This is a genomic window from Mycolicibacterium confluentis (assembly GCF_010729895.1).
GTDB classification, from domain to species: domain Bacteria; phylum Actinomycetota; class Actinomycetes; order Mycobacteriales; family Mycobacteriaceae; genus Mycobacterium; species Mycobacterium confluentis.
The window spans coordinates 3,201,154-3,221,970 of sequence record NZ_AP022612.1 but is presented as its reverse complement, the minus strand read 5'-3'; the positions used below and the strand labels follow the sequence as shown (position 1 = coordinate 3,221,970).

The window sequence follows — 20,817 nt, the reverse complement described above, 5'->3', positions numbered from 1 at the left end:
GCCGGGTCACCCGGGCCGCAGAGAGGGTTAGATGGACCCCATGCGGATCGGAGTGCTCACCGGAGGCGGCGACTGTCCAGGCTTGAACGCGGTCATCAGGGCCGTCGTGCGGACAGCGGATATGCGGTACGGCTCAACGGTGGTCGGGTTCCAGGACGGCTGGCGAGGCCTGCTGGAGGACCGTCGTGTGCAGTTGAAGAACGACGACCGCAACGACCGACTGCTCGCCAAGGGCGGCACCATGCTGGGCACCGCGCGGGTCAACCCGGAGAAGCTGCGGGCCGGCCTGGACCAGATCAAGCAGACGCTCGAAAACAACGGGATCGACGTGCTGATCCCGATCGGCGGCGAGGGCACACTGACCGCCGCGCATTGGCTCGCGGAGGAGGGTGTGCCCGTCGTCGGGGTGCCCAAGACCATCGACAATGACATCGACTGCACTGACGTCACATTCGGGCACGACACCGCGCTGATGATCGCCACCGAGGCCATCGACCGCCTGCACAGCACCGCGGAGTCGCATCAGCGGGTCATGCTCGTCGAGGTGATGGGCCGTCACGCCGGCTGGATCGCGCTCAACGCGGGGCTGGCGTCGGGCGCGCACATGACCCTGATCCCCGAGCAGCCCTTCGACGTCGAAGAGGTGTGCCGGCTGGTCAAACAGCGCTTCCAACACGGTGAGTCGAGCTTCATCTGCGTGGTCGCCGAGGGTGCCAAGCCCGCCGAGGGGTCGATGCAGCTGCGCAAGGGCGGTACCGACGAGTTCGGGCACGAACGCTTCACGGGCGTAGCCCAGCAGTTGGCACCCGAGGTGGAGAAGCGGATCAAGAAGGAGGTCCGGGTCACGGTGCTCGGGCACGTCCAGCGCGGCGGCAAGCCCACGGCTTACGACCGCGTGCTGGCCACCCGGTTCGGGGTGAACGCGGCCGACGCGGCACACGCCGGGGAGTACGGGATGATGGTGTCACTTCGCGGCGAGGAGATCGGCCGGGTTCCGCTGGCCGAGGCCACCGCACATCTCAAGCTCGTCCCGCAGTGGCGGTACGACGACGCCGCGGCATTCTTCGGCTGAGCCGACAACTAGACTCTCCGGCATGACTGTTGCCACGGCTGAGCTGCTCGACTACGACGATGTCGTCGCCAAGTACGACCCGGTCCTCGGCCTCGAAGTGCACGTCGAGCTGTCCACGGCGACCAAGATGTTCTGTGGCTGTGCGACGACTTTCGGTGCCGAGCCCAACACACAGGTGTGCCCGGTGTGCCTGGGCCTGCCCGGTGCGTTGCCCGTGCTCAACGAGGCCGCCGTGGAGTCGGCCATCCGGATCGGCTTGGCGCTGAACTGCCAAATCGCGCCGTGGGGACGGTTCGCCCGAAAGAACTACTTCTACCCCGATCAGCCCAAGAACTATCAGATCTCCCAGTACGACGAGCCGATCGCCGTCAACGGTTACCTGGACGTGCCCTTGGACGATGGCAGCACGTGGCGGGTCGAGATCGAGCGGGCCCACATGGAGGAGGACACCGGCAAGCTGACCCACCTGGGTGGTGACACCGGTCGGATCACCGGCGCGACCACTTCGCTGGCCGACTTCAACCGCGCCGGTGTCCCGCTGATCGAGATCGTCACCAAACCCGTCGAGGGGACCGGTGCGCGGGCACCGGAGATCGCCCGCGCCTATGTGACCGCGCTGCGTGATCTGCTGCGCGGGCTCGGTGTCTCCGACGTGCGGATGGACCAGGGCTCAATGCGCTGTGACTCCAACGTGTCGCTGAAACCCAACGGCGTCAAGGAGTTCGGCACCCGTACCGAGACCAAGAACGTCAACTCGCTCAAGAGCGTCGAAGTCGCCGTGCGCTACGAGATGCGGCGCCAGGCCGCGGTGCTCGAGGCCGGCGGGACCATCAAGCAGGAGACCCGGCACTTCCACGAAGACGGTTACACCAGCCCGGGCCGCACCAAGGAGACCGCGGAGGACTACCGCTACTTCCCCGAACCGGATCTCGAACCGGTGGCGCCGAGTGCGGAACTGGTCGAGCGTCTGCGCGCCACGATCCCGGAGCTTCCGTGGTTGTCGCGCAAGCGGATTCAGGACGACTGGGGTGTCTCCGACGAGGTGATGCGCGACCTGGTCAACAACGGTGTCGTCGAACTGGTCGCCGAGACCGTCGCGGCAGGCGCATCCAGCGAGGCTGCTCGGGCCTGGTGGGGAAACTTCTTGGTGCAGAAGGCCAATGAGAGCGAGGTGGCCGTGGCCGACCTGGCCATCACGCCGGCCCAGGTGGCCGCGGTGGTCAAGCTCGTCGACGAGGGCAAGCTGTCGAACAAACTGGCCCGTCAGGTCGTCGAGGGTGTGCTGGCCGGCGAGGGTGAGCCCGAGGCCGTGATGTCGGCACGAGGACTCGCGCTGGTGCGCGACGACAGCCTGATCCAGGCCGCGGTGGACGAGGCGCTGGCCGCCAATCCCGATGTCGCGGAGAAGATCAAGGGCGGCAAGGTCCAGGCCGCGGGCGCCATCGTGGGCGCGGTCATGAAGGCCACCAAGGGGCAGGCCGACGCCGCGCGGGTGCGCGAACTCGTGATGGCGGCCTGCGGGCAGGGCTGATCTGTTCTGATTTGAGCGCCCCGCCCTGGGGTCACCCGTTGCGCTTGGCGGACCAGGCGGTTCCCTCGCACACCAGATCGCGGGGCAGGGGAACCCCGGTCGGCAGCATCGCGGGCAGTCCCGTGACCGGTGCCGCTGCGGGGGCGGGCGCTGGTGCCGGAGCGGGGGCCGACGCCGCCGCGGCGGCCGCGGGTGCGGCGACTGGCACCGGGGGAACGGCAGGAATCGGAGGCGCCGCGACCGCGGGCACCGGCGGGAGGCCCGCCGGAACCGCGGGCAGGCCTGCCGGAACCGCGGGCAGTGCGGCCGGACCCGGCGCGCCAGCTGGCACGATCGGCGCCGCCAACGGAGTGGCCGCGGTCTCAATCATCGGCGCGGCAACGGATTCGGAGACCGGAGGGGCTGCGGCGACCGGTGCGGCCGCCGCAGCCTCCTCGATCACCGGTGCGGCCGCTGCGGCTCCCTCAACGGGCACCGGTGGTGCCCCTGCAGCGGCCTCCTGCACAGGTACGGCGGCGGCCTGCTCGACAGGCGCGGCGTCGACCGGTGCGACCGGAGGTGGTGGCGCGGCCCCGACTGGGGCCGGCGGGATTTCGGGGACGAGTGCGGACTCGACCATGGGCGCCGCGTCCAGCGCAGCGGGTGCAGCAGGCGGGGCGGGCGGGGCCGGAACAGGCGGAGCTGGGACGGCCACGGCCGGAACAGGCGGTGCGCCAACGGGTATCGCGGGCACACCCGCCCCGGCGGGAATCATCTCCGCGGCGGTGGGCAGGGCCTGCATCGCGGCACCGGCGGCGTCGAGAACCTCACTGGTCGGCATCAGGGCCGCGGCCTCGGGCAGTCCGCCGAGCGCGGTGGCCGCACCGTTGAGTGCGTCGGGCAGTGCAGTCGGCGACGAGGCGAACTGCTGCACGAGTTCCCCGCACGGCACACCGGGGCTGAGCTCGGAATCGGCTGCGACGGTGGGACTGAACACCAGAGGCATCAGTGGCCAACACACTGCCGCTGCCGAGACAGCGACGACTGACAGACGATTCGCCGTCCGCGACAAGGTATCCCCGATTCCCCGTGATCTTGATTGTGTAACTCAACCTATCGTGTTGCAGGAGTTACTCAAGTTGCAGATGGGGCTGTTATTGAACCGACACGGACTGGAGACTCAGGTGTTGTCGGCGTCGCTGCGCGGGAACCCACCCTGCGGGAACAACGGGAACACCACGTCGTCGAGCTTGTCGGGATCACCCATCGTGCGGTTGACGGTCGCACCCCACACGTTGCCGTCGCCGGACAACTGCAGCGCCCACGCGTGACCGTGCTGACCGTCGCGGACCACCTCCGGGTCGCCCGTCACCGCTCCCGTGTCGGGGGCAAGGCGCACCGCCGCGGTCTGCTTGGTGTTCACCAGATTCACCAGAACCGTGCCATCCATCGCGGCGCATCCGGCGACGCCGGGCTTGTCCGGCCAGGTCCACACCGTGGAGGTCTTCGAGTCTTTGGTGATGCGCTGCAGGCGATCTCCCGACGGGGCGCGGTCGGTGATATAGAGCGACCCGTCGGCGGGATCGATGCACATACCGCCCGCAGCGCCCAGACCGCTCATCGCCGTGGTCAGCGGGGCCTGCCCGACCGTCGTCGGCTGCTCGATGCGCAGCAGCTTGCCGGCCAGCGAACCCGGGTCCCCGGCCATCGCGGGGTTTCCGGCGTCGCCCGTCTGGACCAGCAGCGTGGTCGGCCCCTTGAAGATCAGCGATCCCGCATTTCCACTGGCGCCCTTGGGGATTCCGGTCAGGATCTCCTTGGGTACGTCGCCGTCGGCGATGCGCACCACTCGGTTGTCGGACGGCGTGCTGATGTAGGCGTACATCAGTCGGTCCTGGCTGTAGGTCGGGGACAGCACGATGTCCAGCAGGCCCCCGTCGCCCGACCCATCGACCGGAATGGTGGTCTTGACCTTGGGCTCGGCGGCGATCGCGACCTCTTTGACCGCGCCCGTGACGCGTTCGGCCACCAGGGCTGTCTTGCCGTCGGGCCCCATGATCAGGCCGCTGGTGCTGTCCAGGCAGCCCTGCATCACACCGGTGGCCGGGCATGCCTTGGGGAACGGCTTGCCGGGCAGCGGGGGCGGCGGTGTGGTGGTCGACGGCGGCGGCGGCGAGAGTTCGGGCTGCGTGGTGAACGGCTGGGAGACCGCGTCGTCGAAGCGGGCGCACCCGGCCACCAGAACCATCGCGGCACAGGCCACGGTCAGGGCTTGGACGACCGGACGGCGGATCAGCATGCCAGCCAGGTTACGGATCGGTGGCCGATATCCGCCACGCCGCCCGGCCGGCGGCGCGCCCACCGGGCGTGTGCAGGGAAAATAACCATCCGATATACGTCGGCGAAAGCGCCCCGCAAATACCGGGTTCTGTGCAGGGTTGCACTTACCCTGACAGCGTGACGAGTCCATCGAATGACCCACGCTGGCAGCGGCCGGGCGAATCGTCGTCCGGGGCCGGATCCTCGCGGCCCAGCACGGCGAGCCTGGTTGACCCCGAGGACGACATGCCGTCTGACACTTATGGCGGCGACTTCGAGACCACTGCGATCCCGAACTACGGATCGAGCCCCTCATCGGCGGGGTACAGCCTGATGAACGATCCTGACCCGTTGCCCTATGTCGCGCCGCAGGTGGATGCGCCGCCCATGATGGGGCCCACCGCGATCGAACCGCTGGACTACGACGCCGCGCGCAATGCGGGTCGCCGCGGCACCCAGGACCTCGGTCTTCTGCTGCTGCGCGCGGGTTTCGGTGCACTGCTGGTCGTGCACGGACTGCAGAAGGTGTTCGGTTGGTGGGGCGGATCCGGCCTCGGCGGCCTGTCCGACTCGCTGACCGCGGCGGGCTACCAGCATGCGAACCTGCTGACCTATGCGGCCGCCGGAACCGAGATCACGGCCGGGATCCTTCTGGTCCTCGGACTGTTCACGCCGCTGGCGGGGGCAGCCGCGCTCGCCTACCTGATCAACGGCCTGCTGGCGTCCGTCCTGAACTCCGAGGAGTCGGGTCGGTTCCTGTTCTTCCTGCCCGACGGCCACGAGTTCCAGCTCACGCTGATCGTGGTGGCGGCCGCGATCATCCTGGTGGGTCCGGGACGCTACGGATTCGACGCGGGCCGGGGATGGGCGCGGCGCCCGTTCATCGGCTCGTTTGTGGCGCTGCTGCTCGGCATCGGCGGCGGCATCGCGGTGTGGATCCTGCTCAACGGGGCCAACCCGCTGGCCTGACGCGTCACTCGTAGGGGTTGGGCACCCGGCCCCCGCTGGCCTGCGCCAACAGCGGCAACGTCGAGAACGACACCGCGGGCAGCGTGATCTCGCCCCCGCCGACCAGCGTGGCGCGCGCCCAGGAGCCCTTGACGAACTTCAGACCCTCGATCTGATCCCAGCCCACGGTCGTGCTGCGCAGCAGCCCACGGGTCGTCACGTCGGCGTCGGAGGCGACCGTGCGCAACCGGACCACAGCGAACGACGCGGCAGCGGGGATCAGTAGCAGCGGAGCCAGCCACGGCAACGCCAGAATGGGCAGCATCATGGCCCCTGCCAACACTGCTGCAGCGAAATGCGCCATCGGCGAAATGCGGATCACCACGGGAGCATGGGTTGCGGCTGCCATGCCCGCCATCTTGCCCCTGCGCCACGTCGCGTGTCCGCGCAGGTCAGGGAATTTGACGCCTGGGCCGTCCGGAGACTACCGTCATCACCCATGACCACCCGCAAGATTCTCGTAGTACGTCGTCGGCGCGTCGGTGCCGCGTAGCTACTAGCGGGCTATTCGCCTACGAGCATCAACGCGCAACCCTCGTGCAGCAGCAAGCTGACGGGGGTTTTTTGTTGCCCCGGATGACCACAGAACACACATCAACCCTAGGGACGAGACAGTGAGCGCACCCACCACGCGACCACCGGAACCGATGGCGGCGCCCAAGCCGGCCGACGGAAAGACTCAGAACTCCGCGAAGCGGGTTCCGCCGCAGCAGATGACCGGCGCGCAGGCCGTCGTGCGCGCGCTCGAGGAGATCGGCGTCGACACCATCTTCGGCATCCCCGGCGGCGCGGTGCTGCCCGTGTACGACCCGCTGTTCGACTCGAAGCGTCTGCGGCACGTCCTGGTCCGGCACGAGCAGGGCGCCGGGCACGCCGCCAGCGGCTACGCCCATGCGACCGGCAAGGTCGGCGTCATGATGGCGACGTCCGGTCCGGGCGCGACCAACCTGGTCACGCCACTCGCCGACGCGCAGATGGACTCGATCCCGGTGGTCGCCATCACCGGGCAGGTCGGCCGCGGGCTGATCGGCACCGATGCGTTCCAAGAGGCCGACATCTCCGGCATCACGATGCCCATCACCAAGCACAACTTCCTGGTGCGCAGCGGTGACGAGATCGCGCAGGTGATCGCCGAGGCGTTCCACATCGCCCAGACGGGGCGGCCCGGTGCGGTGCTCGTCGACATCCCCAAGGACATCCTGCAGGGCCAGTGCACCTTCAGCTGGCCGCCCGTGCTGGATCTGCCCGGCTACAAGCCCAACACCAAGCCGCACAGCAGGCAGATCCGCGAGGCCGCCAAGCTGATCGCCGCGGCGCGCAAGCCCGTGCTGTACGTCGGCGGCGGAGTGATCCGCGGTGAGGCCCACGCCGAACTGCTGGATCTGGCTGAGTCGACCGGCATCCCCGTGGTCACCACGCTGATGGCCCGCGGCGCCTTCCCGGACAGCCACCCGCAGCACATGGGCATGCCCGGGATGCACGGCACGGTCGCCGCCGTGGCCGCGCTGCAGCGCAGCGATCTGCTGATCGCCCTCGGCACGAGGTTCGACGACCGGGTCACCGGTCAGCTCGACTCGTTCGCGCCCGACGCCAAAGTGATCCACGCCGACATCGACCCCGCCGAGATCGGCAAGAACCGGCACGCCGACGTGCCGATCGTGGGTGACGTCAAGGCCGTGATCACCGACCTGATCGAGGCCCTCCGTCGCGAAGGCGTGCCCGGCAACCTCAAGCTGGATCAGTGGTGGGAGTACCTGTCCTCGGTGCGCTCGACCTACCCGCTGAGCTACGGCCCGCAGAGCGACGGCAGCCTGAGCCCCGAGTACGTCATCGAGAAGCTCGGTGAGATCGCCGGACCCGACGCGGTGTACGTCGCGGGCGTCGGCCAGCACCAGATGTGGGCGGCGCAGTTCGTCAAGTACGAGAAGCCCCGCACCTGGCTGAACTCCGGCGGCCTGGGCACCATGGGCTTCGCGGTGCCCGCGGCCATGGGCGCCAAGATGGGCCAGCCCGAGGCCGAGGTGTGGGCCATCGACGGTGACGGCTGCTTCCAGATGACCAACCAGGAGTTGGCCACCTGCGCCATCGAGGGTGCCCCGATCAAGGTTGCGCTGATCAACAACGGCAACCTCGGCATGGTCCGGCAATGGCAGACGCTGTTCTACGACAAGCGCTACAGCCAGACCGATCTGGCCACGCACAGCCAGCGCATCCCGGACTTCGTCAAGCTGGCCGAGGCCCTGGGCTGCGTTGGATTGCGTTGCGAGCGTGAGGAAGACGTCGAGGACGTGATCAACCAGGCGCGGGCCATCAACGACCGCCCGGTGGTCATCGACTTCGTCGTCGGCGCCGACGCGCAGGTGTGGCCCATGGTCGCCGCAGGCACCAGCAACGACGAGATCATGGCGGCACGCGACATCCGTCCGCTGTTCGACAACGAGGACCAGGTCTGATGACAGTCACCACGCACACCCTGTCGGTCCTGGTCGAGGACAAGCCCGGTGTCCTGGCTCGCGTCGCGGCGCTGTTCTCGCGGCGCGGCTTCAACATCGAGTCACTCGCGGTCGGCGCGACCGAGCAGAAGAACATGTCGCGGATGACGATCGTCGTGTCCGTCGAGGACTTCCCGCTCGAGCAGATCACCAAGCAGCTCAACAAGCTGGTCAACGTGATCAAGATCGTGGAGCAGGACGAGGAGAACTCGGTGTCCCGCGAACTGGCGCTGATCAAGGTGCGGGCCGACGCCGGCACTCGCAGCCAGGTGATCGAGGCCGTGAACCTGTTCCGCGCCAAGGTCGTCGACGTCTCCACCGAGTCCCTGACGATCGAGGCGACCGGCACGCAGGAGAAGCTCAGCGCGTTCCTGCGGGTTCTCGAACCGTACGGTGTCCGCGAGATCGTTCAGTCCGGTGTGGTGTCGCTGGCCCGTGGGCCCCGCGGCATCGGCGTGAAATAACTTCGGTATCAACACTAAAGAAGGAATCCAAAAGTGGCAGTTGAGATGTTCTACGACGACGACGCGGACCTGTCGATCATTCAGGGGCGCAAGGTCGCGGTCATCGGCTATGGAAGCCAGGGACACGCGCATTCGCTTTCGCTGCGCGACTCCGGCGTCGAGGTCAAGGTCGGCCTCAAGGAGGGATCGAAGTCCCGCGAGAAGGTCACCGAGCAGGGCCTGACCGTCGACACCCCGGCCGAGGTGGCCAAGTGGGCCGACGTGATCATGCTGCTGGCTCCTGACACCGCGCAGGCCGAGATCTTCAAGAACGACATCGAGCCCAACCTCGAGGACGGCAACGCGCTCTTCTTCGGGCACGGCCTGAACATCCACTTCGGTCTGATCAAGCCCCCGGCCAACGTCACCATCGGCATGGTCGCCCCCAAGGGCCCCGGCCACCTGGTGCGCCGCCAGTTCGTCGACGGCAAGGGCGTGCCCTGCCTGATCGCGATCGACCAGGACCCCAAGGGTGAGGGTCAGGCCCTGGCGCTGTCCTACGCCGCGGCCATCGGCGGCGCGCGCGCCGGCGTCATCAAGACCACCTTCAAGGAGGAGACCGAGACCGACCTGTTCGGTGAGCAGGCCGTGCTGTGCGGTGGCACCGAAGAGCTGGTCAAGACCGGTTTCGAGGTCATGGTCGAGGCGGGTTACGCCCCCGAGATGGCCTACTTCGAGGTGCTGCACGAGCTCAAGCTGATCGTCGACCTGATGTACGAGGGTGGCATCGCCCGGATGAACTACTCGGTGAGCGACACCGCCGAGTTCGGTGGCTACCTGTCGGGCCCGCGGGTCATCGACGCCGACACCAAGAAGCGCATGCAGGACATCCTCAAGGACATCCAGGACGGCACCTTCGTCAAGCGCCTGGTCGCGAACGTCGAGGGCGGCAACAAGGAACTCGAAGCCCTGCGCAAGCAGAACGCCGAGCACCCGATCGAGGTCACCGGCAAGAAGCTGCGCGACCTGATGAGCTGGGTGGATCGCCCGATCACCGAGACCGCGTAGCGGTCAGCTTTTTTCGGCGCGGTTTCCGGCGGCAGACGCCGGGAACCGCGCCGAAGTCATGTCTGGGGCTCGGCCTCGTGACCGGGTTGGCCGTGGGTGCGGCGGCGCTCCTTCATCTCAGCCTCGAACACATGACGCGCCCCGCCCTGCAGTTCGTCGCGCACCCGGCGCTCATGCTCGCGGAACACCGACCAGTAGGTGTCGTCGAACTCCTCGACCACCTGGAAGGTCCACCGGCCAGCCAGCACGTTGTGGCCCATGAGTTCGGTCTCCAGGCGTTCGGCGACCGCATCGTGTCCGGCCTTGCGCAATCCTTCGCACACCTCGTCGAGGAGGGCGTCGGCGTGCCCGATCAGTTGATGGAACGAGTACAGGTGGCCGCGGGCCCGTTCGATGTACTCCAGTGCCTCCGAGAGCTTTCCGACGGCCTCAACGGTGTCGTCGTCGACCCCGTGGGGCCGCCTGTCCAGGGTCATGCCAGGGGATTATCCACTCGCGAGCAGTTCCACACGCCGTGATCAGCGCAGGGACGGCACCGGTAGGCCGAACTCCCGTCGCAGCACCGTGCGGGCCGCGTAGAAGCCCGCCATGCCGTGCACACCGCCGTTGGGCGGGGTGGCCGCCGAGCACAGATAGGCGCGCGGCACGGGTGTCGACCACGGATCAAGGCGCAGCGTCGGTCCGGCCAGTGCGCGCCATGCGCTGTTGCCGCCGCCGGTGATGTCCCCGCCGATCAGGTTCGCGTTGTGCCCGGCCATCTCCGCGGCGGGCACGCTGCGCACGGCCACGACGATGTCGGAGAATCCGGGGGCGAAGCGTTCCATGATCCGCAGGATGGTGTCGGTCTGGTCGATCGGTGAACCGTTGGGCACGTGGGCATAACTCCAGAACGGCCTGCGTCCCGTCGAGTCGATGCGCGACGGGTCCGCGACGTGCGGGCTGGCGGCGAGCACCATGGGCCAGTCGCTGTGATCGCCCTTGGCGGTGACGGATTCGGCGTGGGCCATCTGCGCCCGGGTGCCGCCGAGATGGAAGGTCGCGCTGTGCCGGAGCCTGGGGTCGCGCCACGGGATCTCCTCGGACAGCACGAAGTCCACTTTGGCTGCGGAAATGCCGAACGTTCTGCGCCGCAACGCTTTCGCATACCGCGCGGGCAGTTGGTCGCCGTAGATGTCCAGCAGTGCCGTCGCGGGGGTGTCGTAGAGCACGACGCCAGGAGGCGGGCTGGTGACGCGTTCGCCGAGGACCAGTTCGCCGCCGTGGGCGGCGAGGTCGGCCAGCAGTGCGTCGGCGATCGCCTGGCTGCCGCCGACGGGCGCGGGCCAGCCTCCGGCATGGGCCAGAACCGACAGCATCATGCCCAGCGCGCCGGTGGTCACCGAGGGCATGCGGGACACCGCGTGGGCCGCGACGCCGGAGAACAGCGCGCGGGCGTCCTCGCCGCGCAGCGTGCTCCACAACGGCGTGCCCTGGATCAGCATCCGCTGCACCAGGCGCGCGACCGTGACGGCGTGCGACGGCACCGAACGCTTGTCGCCGAGCACGAACTCGACCGCGGGGGACGGGTCATCCACGAACGGGCCCACCAGGCGCCGCCACGACTCTCCGTGCTCGAGTTCGGCGCACGTGCGGTCGAGCTCGTGGTAGGCCACCGCGGCGCGCCGGTCCGGCAGGGGGTTGGCGTACGAGACCTCCGGGGTGGTCAGCGTGAGGCGGTCGGCCAACCCGAACGCCTGGAAGAACGGCGAGGCCAACGCCAACGGGTGGATCGCCGAACAGACGTCGTGGGACACCCCGGAGAACTCGGGGTCGGGCAGCGTTCGGGCACCGCCGCCAGGCGTGCTCTCGGCCTCCAATACCCGCACTGTGAGGCCCGCGCGGGCACAGGTCACAGCGGCCGCAAGTCCGTTGGGACCGCTGCCGACGACGGTGATGTCTGTGTTTCGATGAGAGACCATTAGGCTGTCCGAGTGAGTTTGCCCGTTGTACTGATTGCCGACAAGTTGGCCGAATCGACTGTGGAAGCCCTGGGTGACCAGGTTGAGATCCGCTGGGTCGACGGCCCCGACCGCGAGAAGCTGCTGGCCGCCGTGCCGGAGGCGGACGCTCTGCTGGTGCGTTCGGCCACCACGGTCGACGCCGAGGTGCTCGCCGCCGCGCCCAAGCTGAAGATCGTCGCCCGCGCCGGAGTGGGCCTGGACAACGTCGACGTCGACGCGGCCACGGCCCGCGGCGTCCTCGTGGTCAATGCGCCGACCTCGAACATCCACAGCGCCGCCGAGCATGCGCTCGCGCTGATGCTGTCGGCGGCCCGCCAGATCCCGCAGGCCGACGCCACGCTGCGCGAACACACCTGGAAGCGGTCGTCGTTCTCCGGCACCGAGATCTTCGGCAAGACCGCGGGCGTGGTCGGCCTCGGCCGGATCGGCCAGTTGGTGGCGGCGCGGTTGGCCGCCTTCGGCACCCACGTGGTGGCCTATGACCCCTACGTCCCGTCGGCGCGGGCGGCCCAGCTGGGTATCGAACTGCTGACGCTGGACGACCTGCTCGCGCGCGCCGACTTCATCTCGGTGCACCTGCCGAAGACCCCCGAGACCGCGGGTCTGATCGGCAAGGAGGCGCTGGCCAAGACCAAGAAGGGCGTCGTGATCGTCAACGCCGCCCGCGGTGGCCTGATCGACGAGCAGGCGCTGGCCGACGCCATCAAGAGCGGACACGTGCGGGCCGCGGGCCTGGACGTGTACGCGACCGAACCGTGCACCGACAGCCCGCTGTTCGATCTGCCGCAGGTCGTCGTCACGCCGCACCTGGGTGCCTCCACCGAAGAGGCGCAGGACCGGGCCGGCACTGACGTCGCCGCCAGCGTGCGCCTTGCGCTGGCCGGTGAGTTCGTGCCGGACGCCGTCAACGTCGGCGGTGGCTCGGTCGGTGAGGAGGTCGCGCCCTGGCTCGACCTGGTGCGCAAGCTCGGCGTGCTGATCGGTGCGCTGTCGGCTGAACCGCCCGTGTCGCTCACGGTGCATGTGTTCGGTGAGCTCGCGTCCGAGGACGTCGAGATTCTTCGGCTCTCGGCGCTGCGGGGTCTGTTCTCCGCGGTGGTCGACGAGCAGGTCACGTTCGTCAACGCGCCGGCGCTGGCCGCGGACCGCGGTGTGACGGCCGATCTGGTCACCAGCAGCGAGAGCCCCAACCACCGCAGCCTCGTCGACGTGCGCGCGGTCCACGCCGACGGCACATCGGTCAACGTGGCGGGAACGTTGTCTGGTCCGCAGCAGGTGCAGAAGATTGTTCAGATCAACGGCCGCAACTTCGATCTGCGGGCCTCGGGCGAGAACCTGATCATCAACTACAGCGACCAGCCCGGCGCGCTCGGCAAGATCGGCACGCTGCTGGGCGGGGCCGACGTCAACATCGAAGCCGCTCAGCTGAGCCAGGACGCCGACGGCGAGGGCGCGACCATCATGCTGCGCCTCGACCGTGACGTGCCCGCCGAGTTGCGCTCCGAGATCGCCTCGGCGGTCGGCGCCAGCACGCTGGAAGTGGTTGACCTGACATGACGAAACTGGCCATCATCGCCGGCGACGGCATTGGACCCGAAGTCATCGCCGAGGCCGTCAAGGTGCTCGACGCGGTCCTTCCGGGTGTGGAGAAGACCGAGTACGACCTCGGTGCGCGCCGCTACCACGCGACCGGGGAGATCCTGCCCGAGTCCGTGATCGAGGAGTTGCGCGGCTACGACGCGATCCTGCTGGGCGCGATCGGCGACCCGTCGGTGCCCCCTGGTCTGCTCGAGCGCGGTCTGCTGCTCAAGCTGCGCTTCGCGCTCGACCATCACGTGAACCTGCGCCCGTCGCGGCTGTATCCCGGTGTCAGCAGCCCCCTTTCGGGTGTCTCCGACATCGACTTCGTCGTGGTCCGGGAGGGCACCGAGGGCCCGTACACGGGCAACGGCGGTGCGCTGCGCGTCGGCACCACGCACGAGGTGGCCACCGAGGTCAGCGTGAACACCGCATTCGGTGTCGAGCGTGTGGTCCGCGACGCGTTCACCCGCGCCGCGGGGCGGCGTCAGCACCTGACGCTGGTGCACAAGACCAACGTGCTGGCGTTCGCGGGCAGCCTGTGGTCGCGCACCGTGGACCGCGTGGCCGCGGAATATCCCGATGTCGAGGTCGCCTATCAGCACATCGACGCCGCGACCATCCACCTGGTGACCGATCCGGGCCGGTTCGACGTGATCGTGACCGACAACCTGTTCGGCGACATCATCACGGACCTGGCCGCCGCGGTGTGCGGTGGCATCGGCCTGGCCGCGAGCGGCAACATCGATGCGACCAAGGCCCACCCGTCGATGTTCGAACCCGTGCACGGCAGTGCCCCCGACATCGCAGGCCAAGGGATCGCTGATCCCACCGCCGCGGTGATGTCGGTCGCCCTGCTGCTCGCGCACCTGGGGGAGACCGAGGCCGCCGCGCGCGTGGACCGCGCCGTCGAGGAGCACCTCGCGACCCGCGGTGACGAGAAGTTGTCGACGGCGCAGGTCGGCGAGCGGATCCTCGGCAAGCTCTGAGCGGTCAGCCCGCGGGGTCAGCGGACGGCGGTCAGCGTGACGTTGTGCAGTGACACCGCGACGTCGGTGGGCAGGATGTCCACCTCCGTCGCGATGTCGCGCAGTGCCGCCCCCGACGCGATGACGTTCGCGGAATAGCCTGGACCGCACGGGAAGTCGCTGCAGCGGTACCAGGAGCCCGGGGCGCTCTGGAACGGTGCGAGGCTGGGTGCCTGGTCGACGCGGTACCTGCCGGGCGGGATGACCGCGGTGGCCCGGGGATCGGTGTTGCCCACCCCGACACCGAAGACACCGTTGCTGCCGTAACTGCCCGGATACGTCGGGTCGGCGCCTGCCGGTGCGGCCATGGCCAGCGAGGCCAGCAGCGTCGCGCCGACTGTGATTCGCGTGGTGCGCATGCGATGAGGGTAGCCCGGCTCCACGCCGCGCTAGGCGATTTCGGTCTCCCGCAGGGGATCGGCGTGCACCGGCACCAGTGGCAGTGCCGCCAACGGGAACAGCGCGCACACCGCGAAGGCGACCGGGAAACCCGCCGCCGAGATCAACGCGCCGAACGCCGGGGGCACGAGGCCCGTGGTGAACAGCTGACTGGTGTTCTGCACGCCGAGGGCGCGCCCGCTCCAGAACGGGCCCGCCAGTTCGGCGATCGCGGTGAACGCCAATCCGTTGTCGGACACGGTGACTGTGGCCGCCACCATCATGATCGCGATGCTCACGGGTGAGTCGAACGCGTCGGTGATGGCCAGCAGCGCCATGCTGACGGCTGCGGCGATCGCGATGGTTCGGACCGGCCGCAATCGAGACCGGACCACATCCGACCAGCGGCCCGCGATGATGCGGCCCGCGGCGCCGAGCAGTTGGCAGATCATCACGAGCACACCCGCCGATTCGGCCGACCACCCGCGGTCGGTCATGAGCCAGACCAGCGTGAAGGTCCAGACCAGACCCTGCGGCACCACCAGCAGTACCGAGACCGCGTGGATGCGCCACAGCGTCGACGAGTCTCGGTAGGGGTTGGCCAGGTCGGCGCTGTGGGCGTCGGCCCGGTCCGGTCGCGGGGGATCGAGCACGCCGACGGCGGTCATCACCGCGGCCACGGTGCACAGTGCGGCCGGGAACAGCAGCGCCGTCGCGGCGCCATGATCCTGCGCCAGCTGCGGAATGACCAAGGCGCCCAAGCCCACTCCGAGCGGTTGGGCTGTCTGCCGGATGCCCATGGCCAGCCCGCGGCGCTCCGGCGGGAACCAGCCCACGACGATGCGCGCGCTCGCGGTGTTGCTGCTCGCCGCGGCCATGCCGCCGAGGAAGAGCAGCGCGCAGATCACCACCAGGGAGTCGGCCGTGGCGGCGGCGAACGCCGCGGCGGCCGTCAGGGCCGATCCGCAGGCTAGGACGAACCGTTCGCCGATCAGGTCGACGACGTATCCCCACGCGATCAGCGTCACCACCATGCCGAAGCTGGGCATGGCGGCCACCAGGCCGGCCTGGGCCAGGTCGAGTCCGCGTTGGGCGTGCAGCGACGGAATGAGGAACGCGACACCGTTGATGAACACGTTGGCGAAGAGCGTGGCGGTCAGGGCGAGTACGAGCATCGACCAGCGCCGCGCGGTGCTGATCGCGGTGGTGCCCATGGCGCTCATGGTCCCACGAGCGTCTCAGAATGCCGAACTGCTGTCTCGCGATATGAGACAGGGTTAGCCGACAGCGGCCAGGGTGTCGTGCCTGCCGTAGCTGCGGTCGCCGCCGGTCACGGCCATCCCGCGCGTCACGAGGCCCAGGCGCGCGCGCTGTCCCAATTCCTCACTGAGCCAGGTCATCCCGGGTACGACCCGGCGCAGGTCGAACACGCGGTTGACCGCGGAGGTGGCCAGCACCGCGGCCTGCAGCGGCTTGCTGTCCACCAGGCCGAGGCGGTCGGCATTGGACTTGCCCAGGATGAGCCTGCTGTAGGACGACAGGTAGGCACGGGCCAACTCGGTCACCGGCCCCTCATGGCGGTTGGCGTGCAGGGCCTGCGCCAGTCGCAGCGAGTCCTCATCGGGCTCGAACTCGGTGTCGGCCTCGAGCCAGAACAGCCGCCAGGTGTCGGCCTCGCTGGTCGGCACGAGTTCGGGGTGCACGCCCATCAACAACCCGACATAGCGCCAGAAGTGGAACACCGCATCGCGTTCCCGGTCGGAGAAGCGCATGCCCATCGCCTGGCAACCGGCGAGGTTGGCCAGCGAGAACAGCATCAGCGTCCCGGCCAACTGCACCTGGTTGACCGGCGCGTCCCACTCGTCGTAGTCCCAGTCCTCGCGGCGGTTCATGGCCGCGCGCACCAGTGCGTGCATGAGGCGCACGCGCACCGTGCCGGTGAAACCCGGTGCGAACCGGCGCAGCCCGCCGGGGGAGGTGACGTCGATGTACCAGGTCGCGGTCTCGTTGAGGCGGCGCGGCGCCATGCGGTACAGATCGCCCGTGCCCACGAGGGGTTTGTCGGCCTTGGAGGCAAGATAGCCCCCGGTCAGTGCGAGCCCGGGCAGGGCGAGGCCGATGCCCACCACGCCGGTGCGCATGCTGACCCGGGCCGCCAGGTCGAGCTTGTCGTGGTCGAGCCAGTACGGCTCGTCGTCGATCGAGGCGAAGAACGCGCGCAGTTCCTCAGGGGCGTCGGGCACCGCCTCGATGCCCTGCTCCACCGCGGTCTCGAACATCGCCCGTCCGACGCCGGTGGGCAGTCGCTGGATCATCGCCACCACGTCGTCGGCCAGCGGGTCGCCCAGGTCCGCATAGCGCCGGAAGGACTCGTGCTGGCCGGCCGTGGCGCGGATGTCGCCCTGCGGCAGCAGTCTCATGAAGACGTTGAAGGGGAACTCCCGCAGTGACGGTGGATTCGGAAGTCTGCCGTGTTCAGGGGCCATGCCGTGTCACCCTCCAGCCGTCGACGCGGTATTTGGTGACAGTTTTCACCAGATATCCGGGACGGTCAAGGGTGCGGATGCGACAATCAGTGCCATGTCGGCCGGAGCGCGCACCTACGCCGGCGCCACGTCCGCGGAGCGCCGCACCAGGCGGCACGCCGCACTGCTCGAGGCCGCGCTGGACCTCGTCGCACAGTCCGGTGCGGGCGGTCTCACGGTGCGCGGGGTGTGCGCCGGGGCACGCCTCAACGACCGCTACTTCTACGAAAGCTTCCGCAGCACTGACGATCTGCTGCTGGCGGTCTTCGACCACGAGGTCGCGAAGGCCTCGGCGGCGATGCTGACCGCCATCGCCGAAAGCCCGCCCGATCCCGTCCAGCGCGCCCGCGCGGCGATCGGCACCGGACTGCAGCACCTGACCGCGGACCCGCGCCGCGGCAGCCTGCTGATCGAGTCGCAGGCCACCGACGCTCTGCGCGCCAGGCGTCGCGGGCTGATCACGATGCTGGCGCAGGTGATGACCGAGCAGGGCCGTGCGCTGTTGGCCGGGCAGGAGTCGCTCGACCCCGATATGGACCTCGCGGCGCTGACGCTCGTGGCCGGGGGGTTCGACCTCGTGACGGGATGGCTGCGCGGTGAGGTCGACGTCACTGGAGAGCACCTGGAGGATTTCCTGGTCACGATGGTCACCGCTCGTCGGGTCGGCTGAACCCGGGGTGGTGTGGACGCCCGCTGGGCCCGATGGCGGTGCTCCTGCCGCGCCTCGTTCCTCGGCGCGTTCGTCGCCCCTACTAGGCTGGACCAATGCGCCTGGGTCGAATCGCCAGCCCCGACGGCGTCGCTTTCGTGAGTATCGAAGGTGACCCGAACGAGGCCGTCTGCAAGGAAATCGCCGAGCATCCCTTCGGCAACCCGACTTTCACCGGTCGGACGTGGCCGTTGGCCGACGTCCGCCTGCTGGCGCCGATCCTGGCCAGCAAGGTGATCTGCATGGGCAAGAACTACGCCGCGCACGCTGAGGAGATGGGCGGCGTGGCGCCGGAGGATCCTGTGATCTTCCTCAAGCCCAACACCTCGATCATCGGCCCCAACGTGGCGATCCAGTTGCCCGCCGACGCCCACCCCGTGCACCACGAGGGGGAGCTGGCGGTGGTGATCGGGCGGCCCTGCAAGGACGTTCCGGCCGCGCGGGCCGCCGAGAACATCCTCGGTTACACGATCGCCAACGACGTGTCGGCGCGCGATCAGCAGCGCAAGGACGGCCAGTGGATGCGGGCCAAGGGGCATGACACGTTCTGCCCATTGGGCCCATGGATCGTCACCGACCTGGATCCCAGTGGGCTCGATCTGCGCACCGAGGTCAACGGAGAGGTGCGGCAGCAGTCGAACACGTCGCTGATGATCCACGACGTCGGCGCCATCGTCGAATGGGTCTCGGCGGTCATGACGCTGCTGCCCGGCGACGTGATCTTGACCGGCACACCCGAAGGGGTGGGCCCCATTGAGGACGGGGACACCGTCAGCATCACCGTTTCAGGGATCGGCACTCTGTCCAATCCCGTAGTGCGCAAAGGGAAATGATGGCCTCGCCAGACAAGCACGTCCGAGTTCGATTCTGTCCGTCGCCCACTGGCACGCCGCACGTCGGCCTGATCCGCACGGCGCTGTTCAACTGGGCCTACGCCCGGCACACCGGCGGTGACTTCGTCTTCCGCATCGAGGACACCGACGCCGCACGCGACAGCGAGGAGAGCTACCTCGCGCTGCTGGATGCGTTGCGCTGGTTGGGAATGGACTGGGACGAGGGCCCCGAGGTGGGCGGCCCGTACGGGCCGTACCGGCAGTCGCAGCGCCGCGAGATCTACCTCGACGTGATCGCGCGCCTGCTCGCGGCGGGGGAGGCCTACGAGGCCTACTCGACGGCCGAAGAGGTCGAGGCGCGACACCTCGCGGCGGGGCGCAACCCGAAACTGGGCTACGACAACTTCGATCGCGACCTCACCGAGGAGCAGCGCGCGGCCTTCCGTGCCGAGGGACGCAGTCCCGTCGTCCGACTGCGGATGCCCGACAGTGACCTCACCTGGGTGGACCTGGTGCGCGGGGAGACCACGTTCCCGGCTGGTTCCGTGCCGGACTTCGCGTTGACGCGCGGCAGCGGTGATCCGTTGTACACGTTGGTCAATCCGGTCGACGACGCGTTGATGAAGATCACCCACGTGCTGCGCGGTGAGGATCTGCTGCCGTCGACTCCGCGCCAGTTGGCTCTCTACGACGCGCTCATCCGGATCGGGGTGACTGATTTCACACCGCAGTTCGCGCACCTGCCGCCCGTGCTGGGCGACGGCAACAAGAAGCTGTCCAAGCGGGATCCGCAGTCCAACCTGTTCCTGCACCGCGACCGCGGGTTCATTCCCGAGGGTCTGCTGAATTACCTTGCGCTGCTTGGCTGGTCGATCGCCGATGACCGCGACGTGTTCAGCATCGAGGAGATGGTCGCGGCCTTCGACGTGGTCAACGTCAACTCCAACCCCGCGCGCTTCGACCAGAAGAAGGCCGACGCGCTGAACGCCGAACACATCCGTCTGCTCGACGAGGCGGACTTCGCTGCGCGCCTGCACGCCCACCTGGAAGAGCACGGTCACGACACTGGTCTGGACGAGGACGGGTTCGCCGAGGCGGCCCGATTGATCCAGACCCGCATCGTCGTGCTTGGGGACGCGTGGGGCCTGCTGAAGTTCTTCGACGACGCGTCCTACGAGATCGACCCGAAGGCTCGTGGCAAGGAATTGGGGCCCGACTCAAACGCGGTGCTCGACGCGGCCATTGTCGCGCTCGATGCGTTGCCGGAGTGGACCACCGAGGCCATTGAAACGGCCCTGAAAGCCAGCCTGATCGACGAACTGGGCCTCAAGCCCCGGAAGGCCTTCGGCCCGATCCGGGTGGCCGTCACGGGCTCTCAGGTGAGCCCGCCGCTTTTCGAGTCGATGACGCTGCTGGGCCGGGAGCGGAGCCTGGCGCGCCTGCGGGAGACCCGCGCACAGGGGGGTGTGTAAAAGTGGGTCGAAATCTTTGGTAGTCTCCTCGTCGGCCCTTGAGGGCTGGAAAGAGCGCCACCAGATCGGCGGGAAACCGGCGAAAGCGTTCTGACCAGCACGAATAGGCCGCCAATGGGGTATGGTGTAATTGGCAACACAGCTGATTCTGGTTCAGCCATTCTAGGTTCGAGTCCTGGTACCCCAGCGGTTCTGAGCAATCAGAACCGGATTAGGTCAGCGTCAACCATTCGGCTATGCTGACCCTCCGGAAGTTCTAGCCCCCGTCGTCTAGCGGCCTAGGACGCCGCCCTCTCACGGCGGTAGCGTGGGTTCGAATCCCATCGGGGGTACAACGAGTAAGGCCCCTCACAACCTCGGTTGTGAGGGGCCTTTCGCGTAG

19 protein-coding genes and 2 tRNA genes are annotated in these 20,817 nt (G+C 68.5%); 13 read left to right on the top strand and 8 right to left on the bottom strand.

Going from position 1 to position 20,817, the window contains the following annotated elements; genetic code table 11:
• Positions 1-40: 40 nt before the first annotated feature.
• Positions 41-1,072: an ATP-dependent 6-phosphofructokinase gene (locus tag G6N34_RS15055; RefSeq protein WP_085151854.1), complete on the top strand. Its 1,032-nt coding sequence runs from the start codon at positions 41-43 to the stop codon at positions 1,070-1,072.
• A gap of 22 nt (positions 1,073-1,094) precedes the next feature.
• A complete protein-coding gene (gene gatB, locus G6N34_RS15050; protein WP_085151527.1) occupies positions 1,095-2,603 on the top strand; it encodes an Asp-tRNA(Asn)/Glu-tRNA(Gln) amidotransferase subunit GatB in 1,509 nt (502 codons plus the stop codon).
• A 31-nt stretch (positions 2,604-2,634) separates the two neighbouring features.
• Here gatB and G6N34_RS15045 read toward each other — a convergent pair whose 3' ends face one another.
• Complete coding sequence (locus G6N34_RS15045) at positions 2,635-3,588, bottom strand: hypothetical protein (protein WP_234812864.1); 954 nt, start codon at positions 3,586-3,588, stop codon at positions 2,635-2,637.
• Between the two features lie 174 nt (positions 3,589-3,762).
• Entirely contained in the window at positions 3,763-4,881 is a 1,119-nt protein-coding gene (locus G6N34_RS15040; protein WP_085151529.1) for a PQQ-dependent sugar dehydrogenase, read from the bottom strand.
• A gap of 158 nt (positions 4,882-5,039) precedes the next feature.
• On the opposite strand from G6N34_RS15040, the gene G6N34_RS15035 reads away from it, so the two are divergent.
• On the top strand, positions 5,040-5,870 hold the full coding sequence (locus tag G6N34_RS15035) for a DoxX family protein (protein WP_085151530.1): 831 nt from the start codon (positions 5,040-5,042) through the stop codon (positions 5,868-5,870).
• 4 nt (positions 5,871-5,874) lie between these two features.
• Here G6N34_RS15035 and G6N34_RS15030 read toward each other — a convergent pair whose 3' ends face one another.
• A complete protein-coding gene (locus G6N34_RS15030; RefSeq protein ID WP_234812865.1) occupies positions 5,875-6,258 on the bottom strand; it encodes a PH domain-containing protein in 384 nt (127 codons plus the stop codon).
• A gap of 265 nt (positions 6,259-6,523) precedes the next feature.
• On the opposite strand from G6N34_RS15030, the gene G6N34_RS15025 reads away from it, so the two are divergent.
• From G6N34_RS15025 to ilvC, 3 genes are read left to right on the top strand one after another with little or no spacing between them, the layout of a single operon-like run.
• Positions 6,524-8,362 carry an acetolactate synthase large subunit gene (locus G6N34_RS15025; protein ID WP_085151532.1) on the top strand — a complete coding sequence of 613 codons (1,839 nt, stop codon included), beginning with the start codon at positions 6,524-6,526 and terminating at the stop codon, positions 8,360-8,362.
• Complete coding sequence (ilvN, locus tag G6N34_RS15020; RefSeq protein WP_085151533.1) at positions 8,362-8,865, top strand: acetolactate synthase small subunit; 504 nt, start codon at positions 8,362-8,364, stop codon at positions 8,863-8,865. The genes G6N34_RS15025 and ilvN overlap by 1 nt, the downstream gene beginning before the upstream one ends.
• Before the next feature lie 45 nt (positions 8,866-8,910).
• Positions 8,911-9,912, top strand: coding sequence for a ketol-acid reductoisomerase (gene ilvC / locus G6N34_RS15015; RefSeq protein ID WP_179965832.1), 1,002 nt, complete (start codon positions 8,911-8,913; stop codon positions 9,910-9,912).
• Between the two features lie 56 nt (positions 9,913-9,968).
• On the opposite strand, the gene G6N34_RS15010 is transcribed toward ilvC, so the two are convergent.
• Entirely contained in the window at positions 9,969-10,388 is a 420-nt protein-coding gene (locus G6N34_RS15010) for a hypothetical protein (RefSeq protein ID WP_085151535.1), read from the bottom strand.
• Positions 10,389-10,430: 42 nt separating this feature from the next.
• Positions 10,431-11,870, bottom strand: a complete 1,440-nt coding sequence (locus tag G6N34_RS15005; RefSeq protein ID WP_085151536.1) for a phytoene desaturase family protein — start codon at positions 11,868-11,870, stop codon at positions 10,431-10,433.
• Between the two features lie 12 nt (positions 11,871-11,882).
• On the opposite strand from G6N34_RS15005, the gene serA reads away from it, so the two are divergent.
• Positions 11,883-13,469: a phosphoglycerate dehydrogenase gene (serA, locus tag G6N34_RS15000; RefSeq protein WP_085151537.1), complete on the top strand. Its 1,587-nt coding sequence runs from the start codon at positions 11,883-11,885 to the stop codon at positions 13,467-13,469.
• Entirely contained in the window at positions 13,466-14,479 is a 1,014-nt protein-coding gene (locus G6N34_RS14995; RefSeq protein WP_085151538.1) for a 3-isopropylmalate dehydrogenase, read from the top strand. The genes serA and G6N34_RS14995 overlap by 4 nt, the downstream gene beginning before the upstream one ends.
• A gap of 17 nt (positions 14,480-14,496) precedes the next feature.
• Here the strand turns inward: G6N34_RS14995 and G6N34_RS14990 are convergent, their stop codons facing one another.
• The 3 genes from G6N34_RS14990 to G6N34_RS14980 all read right to left on the bottom strand — a co-directional run bounded on the left by G6N34_RS14990 (position 14,497) and on the right by G6N34_RS14980 (position 17,382).
• A complete protein-coding gene (locus G6N34_RS14990) occupies positions 14,497-14,877 on the bottom strand; it encodes a hypothetical protein (protein WP_085151856.1) in 381 nt (126 codons plus the stop codon).
• Between the two features lie 30 nt (positions 14,878-14,907).
• A complete protein-coding gene (locus tag G6N34_RS14985; protein WP_085151855.1) occupies positions 14,908-16,110 on the bottom strand; it encodes an MFS transporter in 1,203 nt (400 codons plus the stop codon).
• A gap of 63 nt (positions 16,111-16,173) precedes the next feature.
• Entirely contained in the window at positions 16,174-17,382 is a 1,209-nt protein-coding gene (locus G6N34_RS14980) for an oxygenase MpaB family protein (protein WP_085151539.1), read from the bottom strand.
• A gap of 94 nt (positions 17,383-17,476) precedes the next feature.
• Between G6N34_RS14980 and G6N34_RS14975 the strand changes: the two genes are divergently transcribed.
• The 5 genes from G6N34_RS14975 to G6N34_RS14955 all read left to right on the top strand — a co-directional run bounded on the left by G6N34_RS14975 (position 17,477) and on the right by G6N34_RS14955 (position 20,767).
• Positions 17,477-18,091 (top strand): TetR/AcrR family transcriptional regulator, encoded by a 615-nt coding sequence (locus G6N34_RS14975; protein WP_085151540.1) that lies wholly within the window; start codon positions 17,477-17,479, stop codon positions 18,089-18,091.
• Positions 18,092-18,186: 95 nt separating this feature from the next.
• Positions 18,187-18,963, top strand: a complete 777-nt coding sequence (locus G6N34_RS14970; protein WP_085151541.1) for a fumarylacetoacetate hydrolase family protein — start codon at positions 18,187-18,189, stop codon at positions 18,961-18,963.
• On the top strand, positions 18,963-20,435 hold the full coding sequence (gene gltX, locus G6N34_RS14965) for a glutamate--tRNA ligase (RefSeq protein WP_085151857.1): 1,473 nt from the start codon (positions 18,963-18,965) through the stop codon (positions 20,433-20,435). The genes G6N34_RS14970 and gltX overlap by 1 nt, the downstream gene beginning before the upstream one ends.
• A gap of 115 nt (positions 20,436-20,550) precedes the next feature.
• Positions 20,551-20,622 (top strand) — tRNA-Gln (locus G6N34_RS14960).
• Between the two features lie 72 nt (positions 20,623-20,694).
• A tRNA-Glu gene (locus G6N34_RS14955) sits at positions 20,695-20,767 on the top strand.
• The last annotated feature ends 50 nt before the right edge of the window (positions 20,768-20,817 follow it).

Bases quoted from the DNA above. Each gene is read 5' to 3' on its own strand.
- G6N34_RS15005 (WP_085151536.1), bottom strand. From the start codon at position 11,870: ATGGTCTCTCATCGAAACACAGACATCACCGTCGTCGGCAGCGGTCCC.
- G6N34_RS14990 (WP_085151856.1), bottom strand. From the start codon at position 14,877: ATGCGCACCACGCGAATCACAGTCGGCGCGACGCTGCTGGCCTCGCTG.
- G6N34_RS15010 (WP_085151535.1), bottom strand. From the start codon at position 10,388: ATGACCCTGGACAGGCGGCCCCACGGGGTCGACGACGACACCGTTGAG.
- G6N34_RS15055 (WP_085151854.1), top strand. From the start codon at position 41: ATGCGGATCGGAGTGCTCACCGGAGGCGGCGACTGTCCAGGCTTGAAC.
- gatB (WP_085151527.1), top strand. From the start codon at position 1,095: ATGACTGTTGCCACGGCTGAGCTGCTCGACTACGACGATGTCGTCGCC.
- G6N34_RS15040 (WP_085151529.1), bottom strand. From the start codon at position 4,881: ATGCTGATCCGCCGTCCGGTCGTCCAAGCCCTGACCGTGGCCTGTGCC.
- gltX (WP_085151857.1), top strand. From the start codon at position 18,963: ATGGCCTCGCCAGACAAGCACGTCCGAGTTCGATTCTGTCCGTCGCCC.
- G6N34_RS14995 (WP_085151538.1), top strand. From the start codon at position 13,466: ATGACGAAACTGGCCATCATCGCCGGCGACGGCATTGGACCCGAAGTC.
- G6N34_RS14980 (WP_085151539.1), bottom strand. From the start codon at position 17,382: ATGGCCCCTGAACACGGCAGACTTCCGAATCCACCGTCACTGCGGGAG.
- G6N34_RS15030 (WP_234812865.1), bottom strand. From the start codon at position 6,258: ATGGCAGCCGCAACCCATGCTCCCGTGGTGATCCGCATTTCGCCGATG.
- ilvC (WP_179965832.1), top strand. From the start codon at position 8,911: ATGTTCTACGACGACGACGCGGACCTGTCGATCATTCAGGGGCGCAAG.
- G6N34_RS15045 (WP_234812864.1), bottom strand. From the start codon at position 3,588: ATGCCTCTGGTGTTCAGTCCCACCGTCGCAGCCGATTCCGAGCTCAGC.
- G6N34_RS14975 (WP_085151540.1), top strand. From the start codon at position 17,477: ATGTCGGCCGGAGCGCGCACCTACGCCGGCGCCACGTCCGCGGAGCGC.
- ilvN (WP_085151533.1), top strand. From the start codon at position 8,362: ATGACAGTCACCACGCACACCCTGTCGGTCCTGGTCGAGGACAAGCCC.
- G6N34_RS14970 (WP_085151541.1), top strand. From the start codon at position 18,187: ATGCGCCTGGGTCGAATCGCCAGCCCCGACGGCGTCGCTTTCGTGAGT.
- G6N34_RS14985 (WP_085151855.1), bottom strand. From the start codon at position 16,110: ATGGGCACCACCGCGATCAGCACCGCGCGGCGCTGGTCGATGCTCGTA.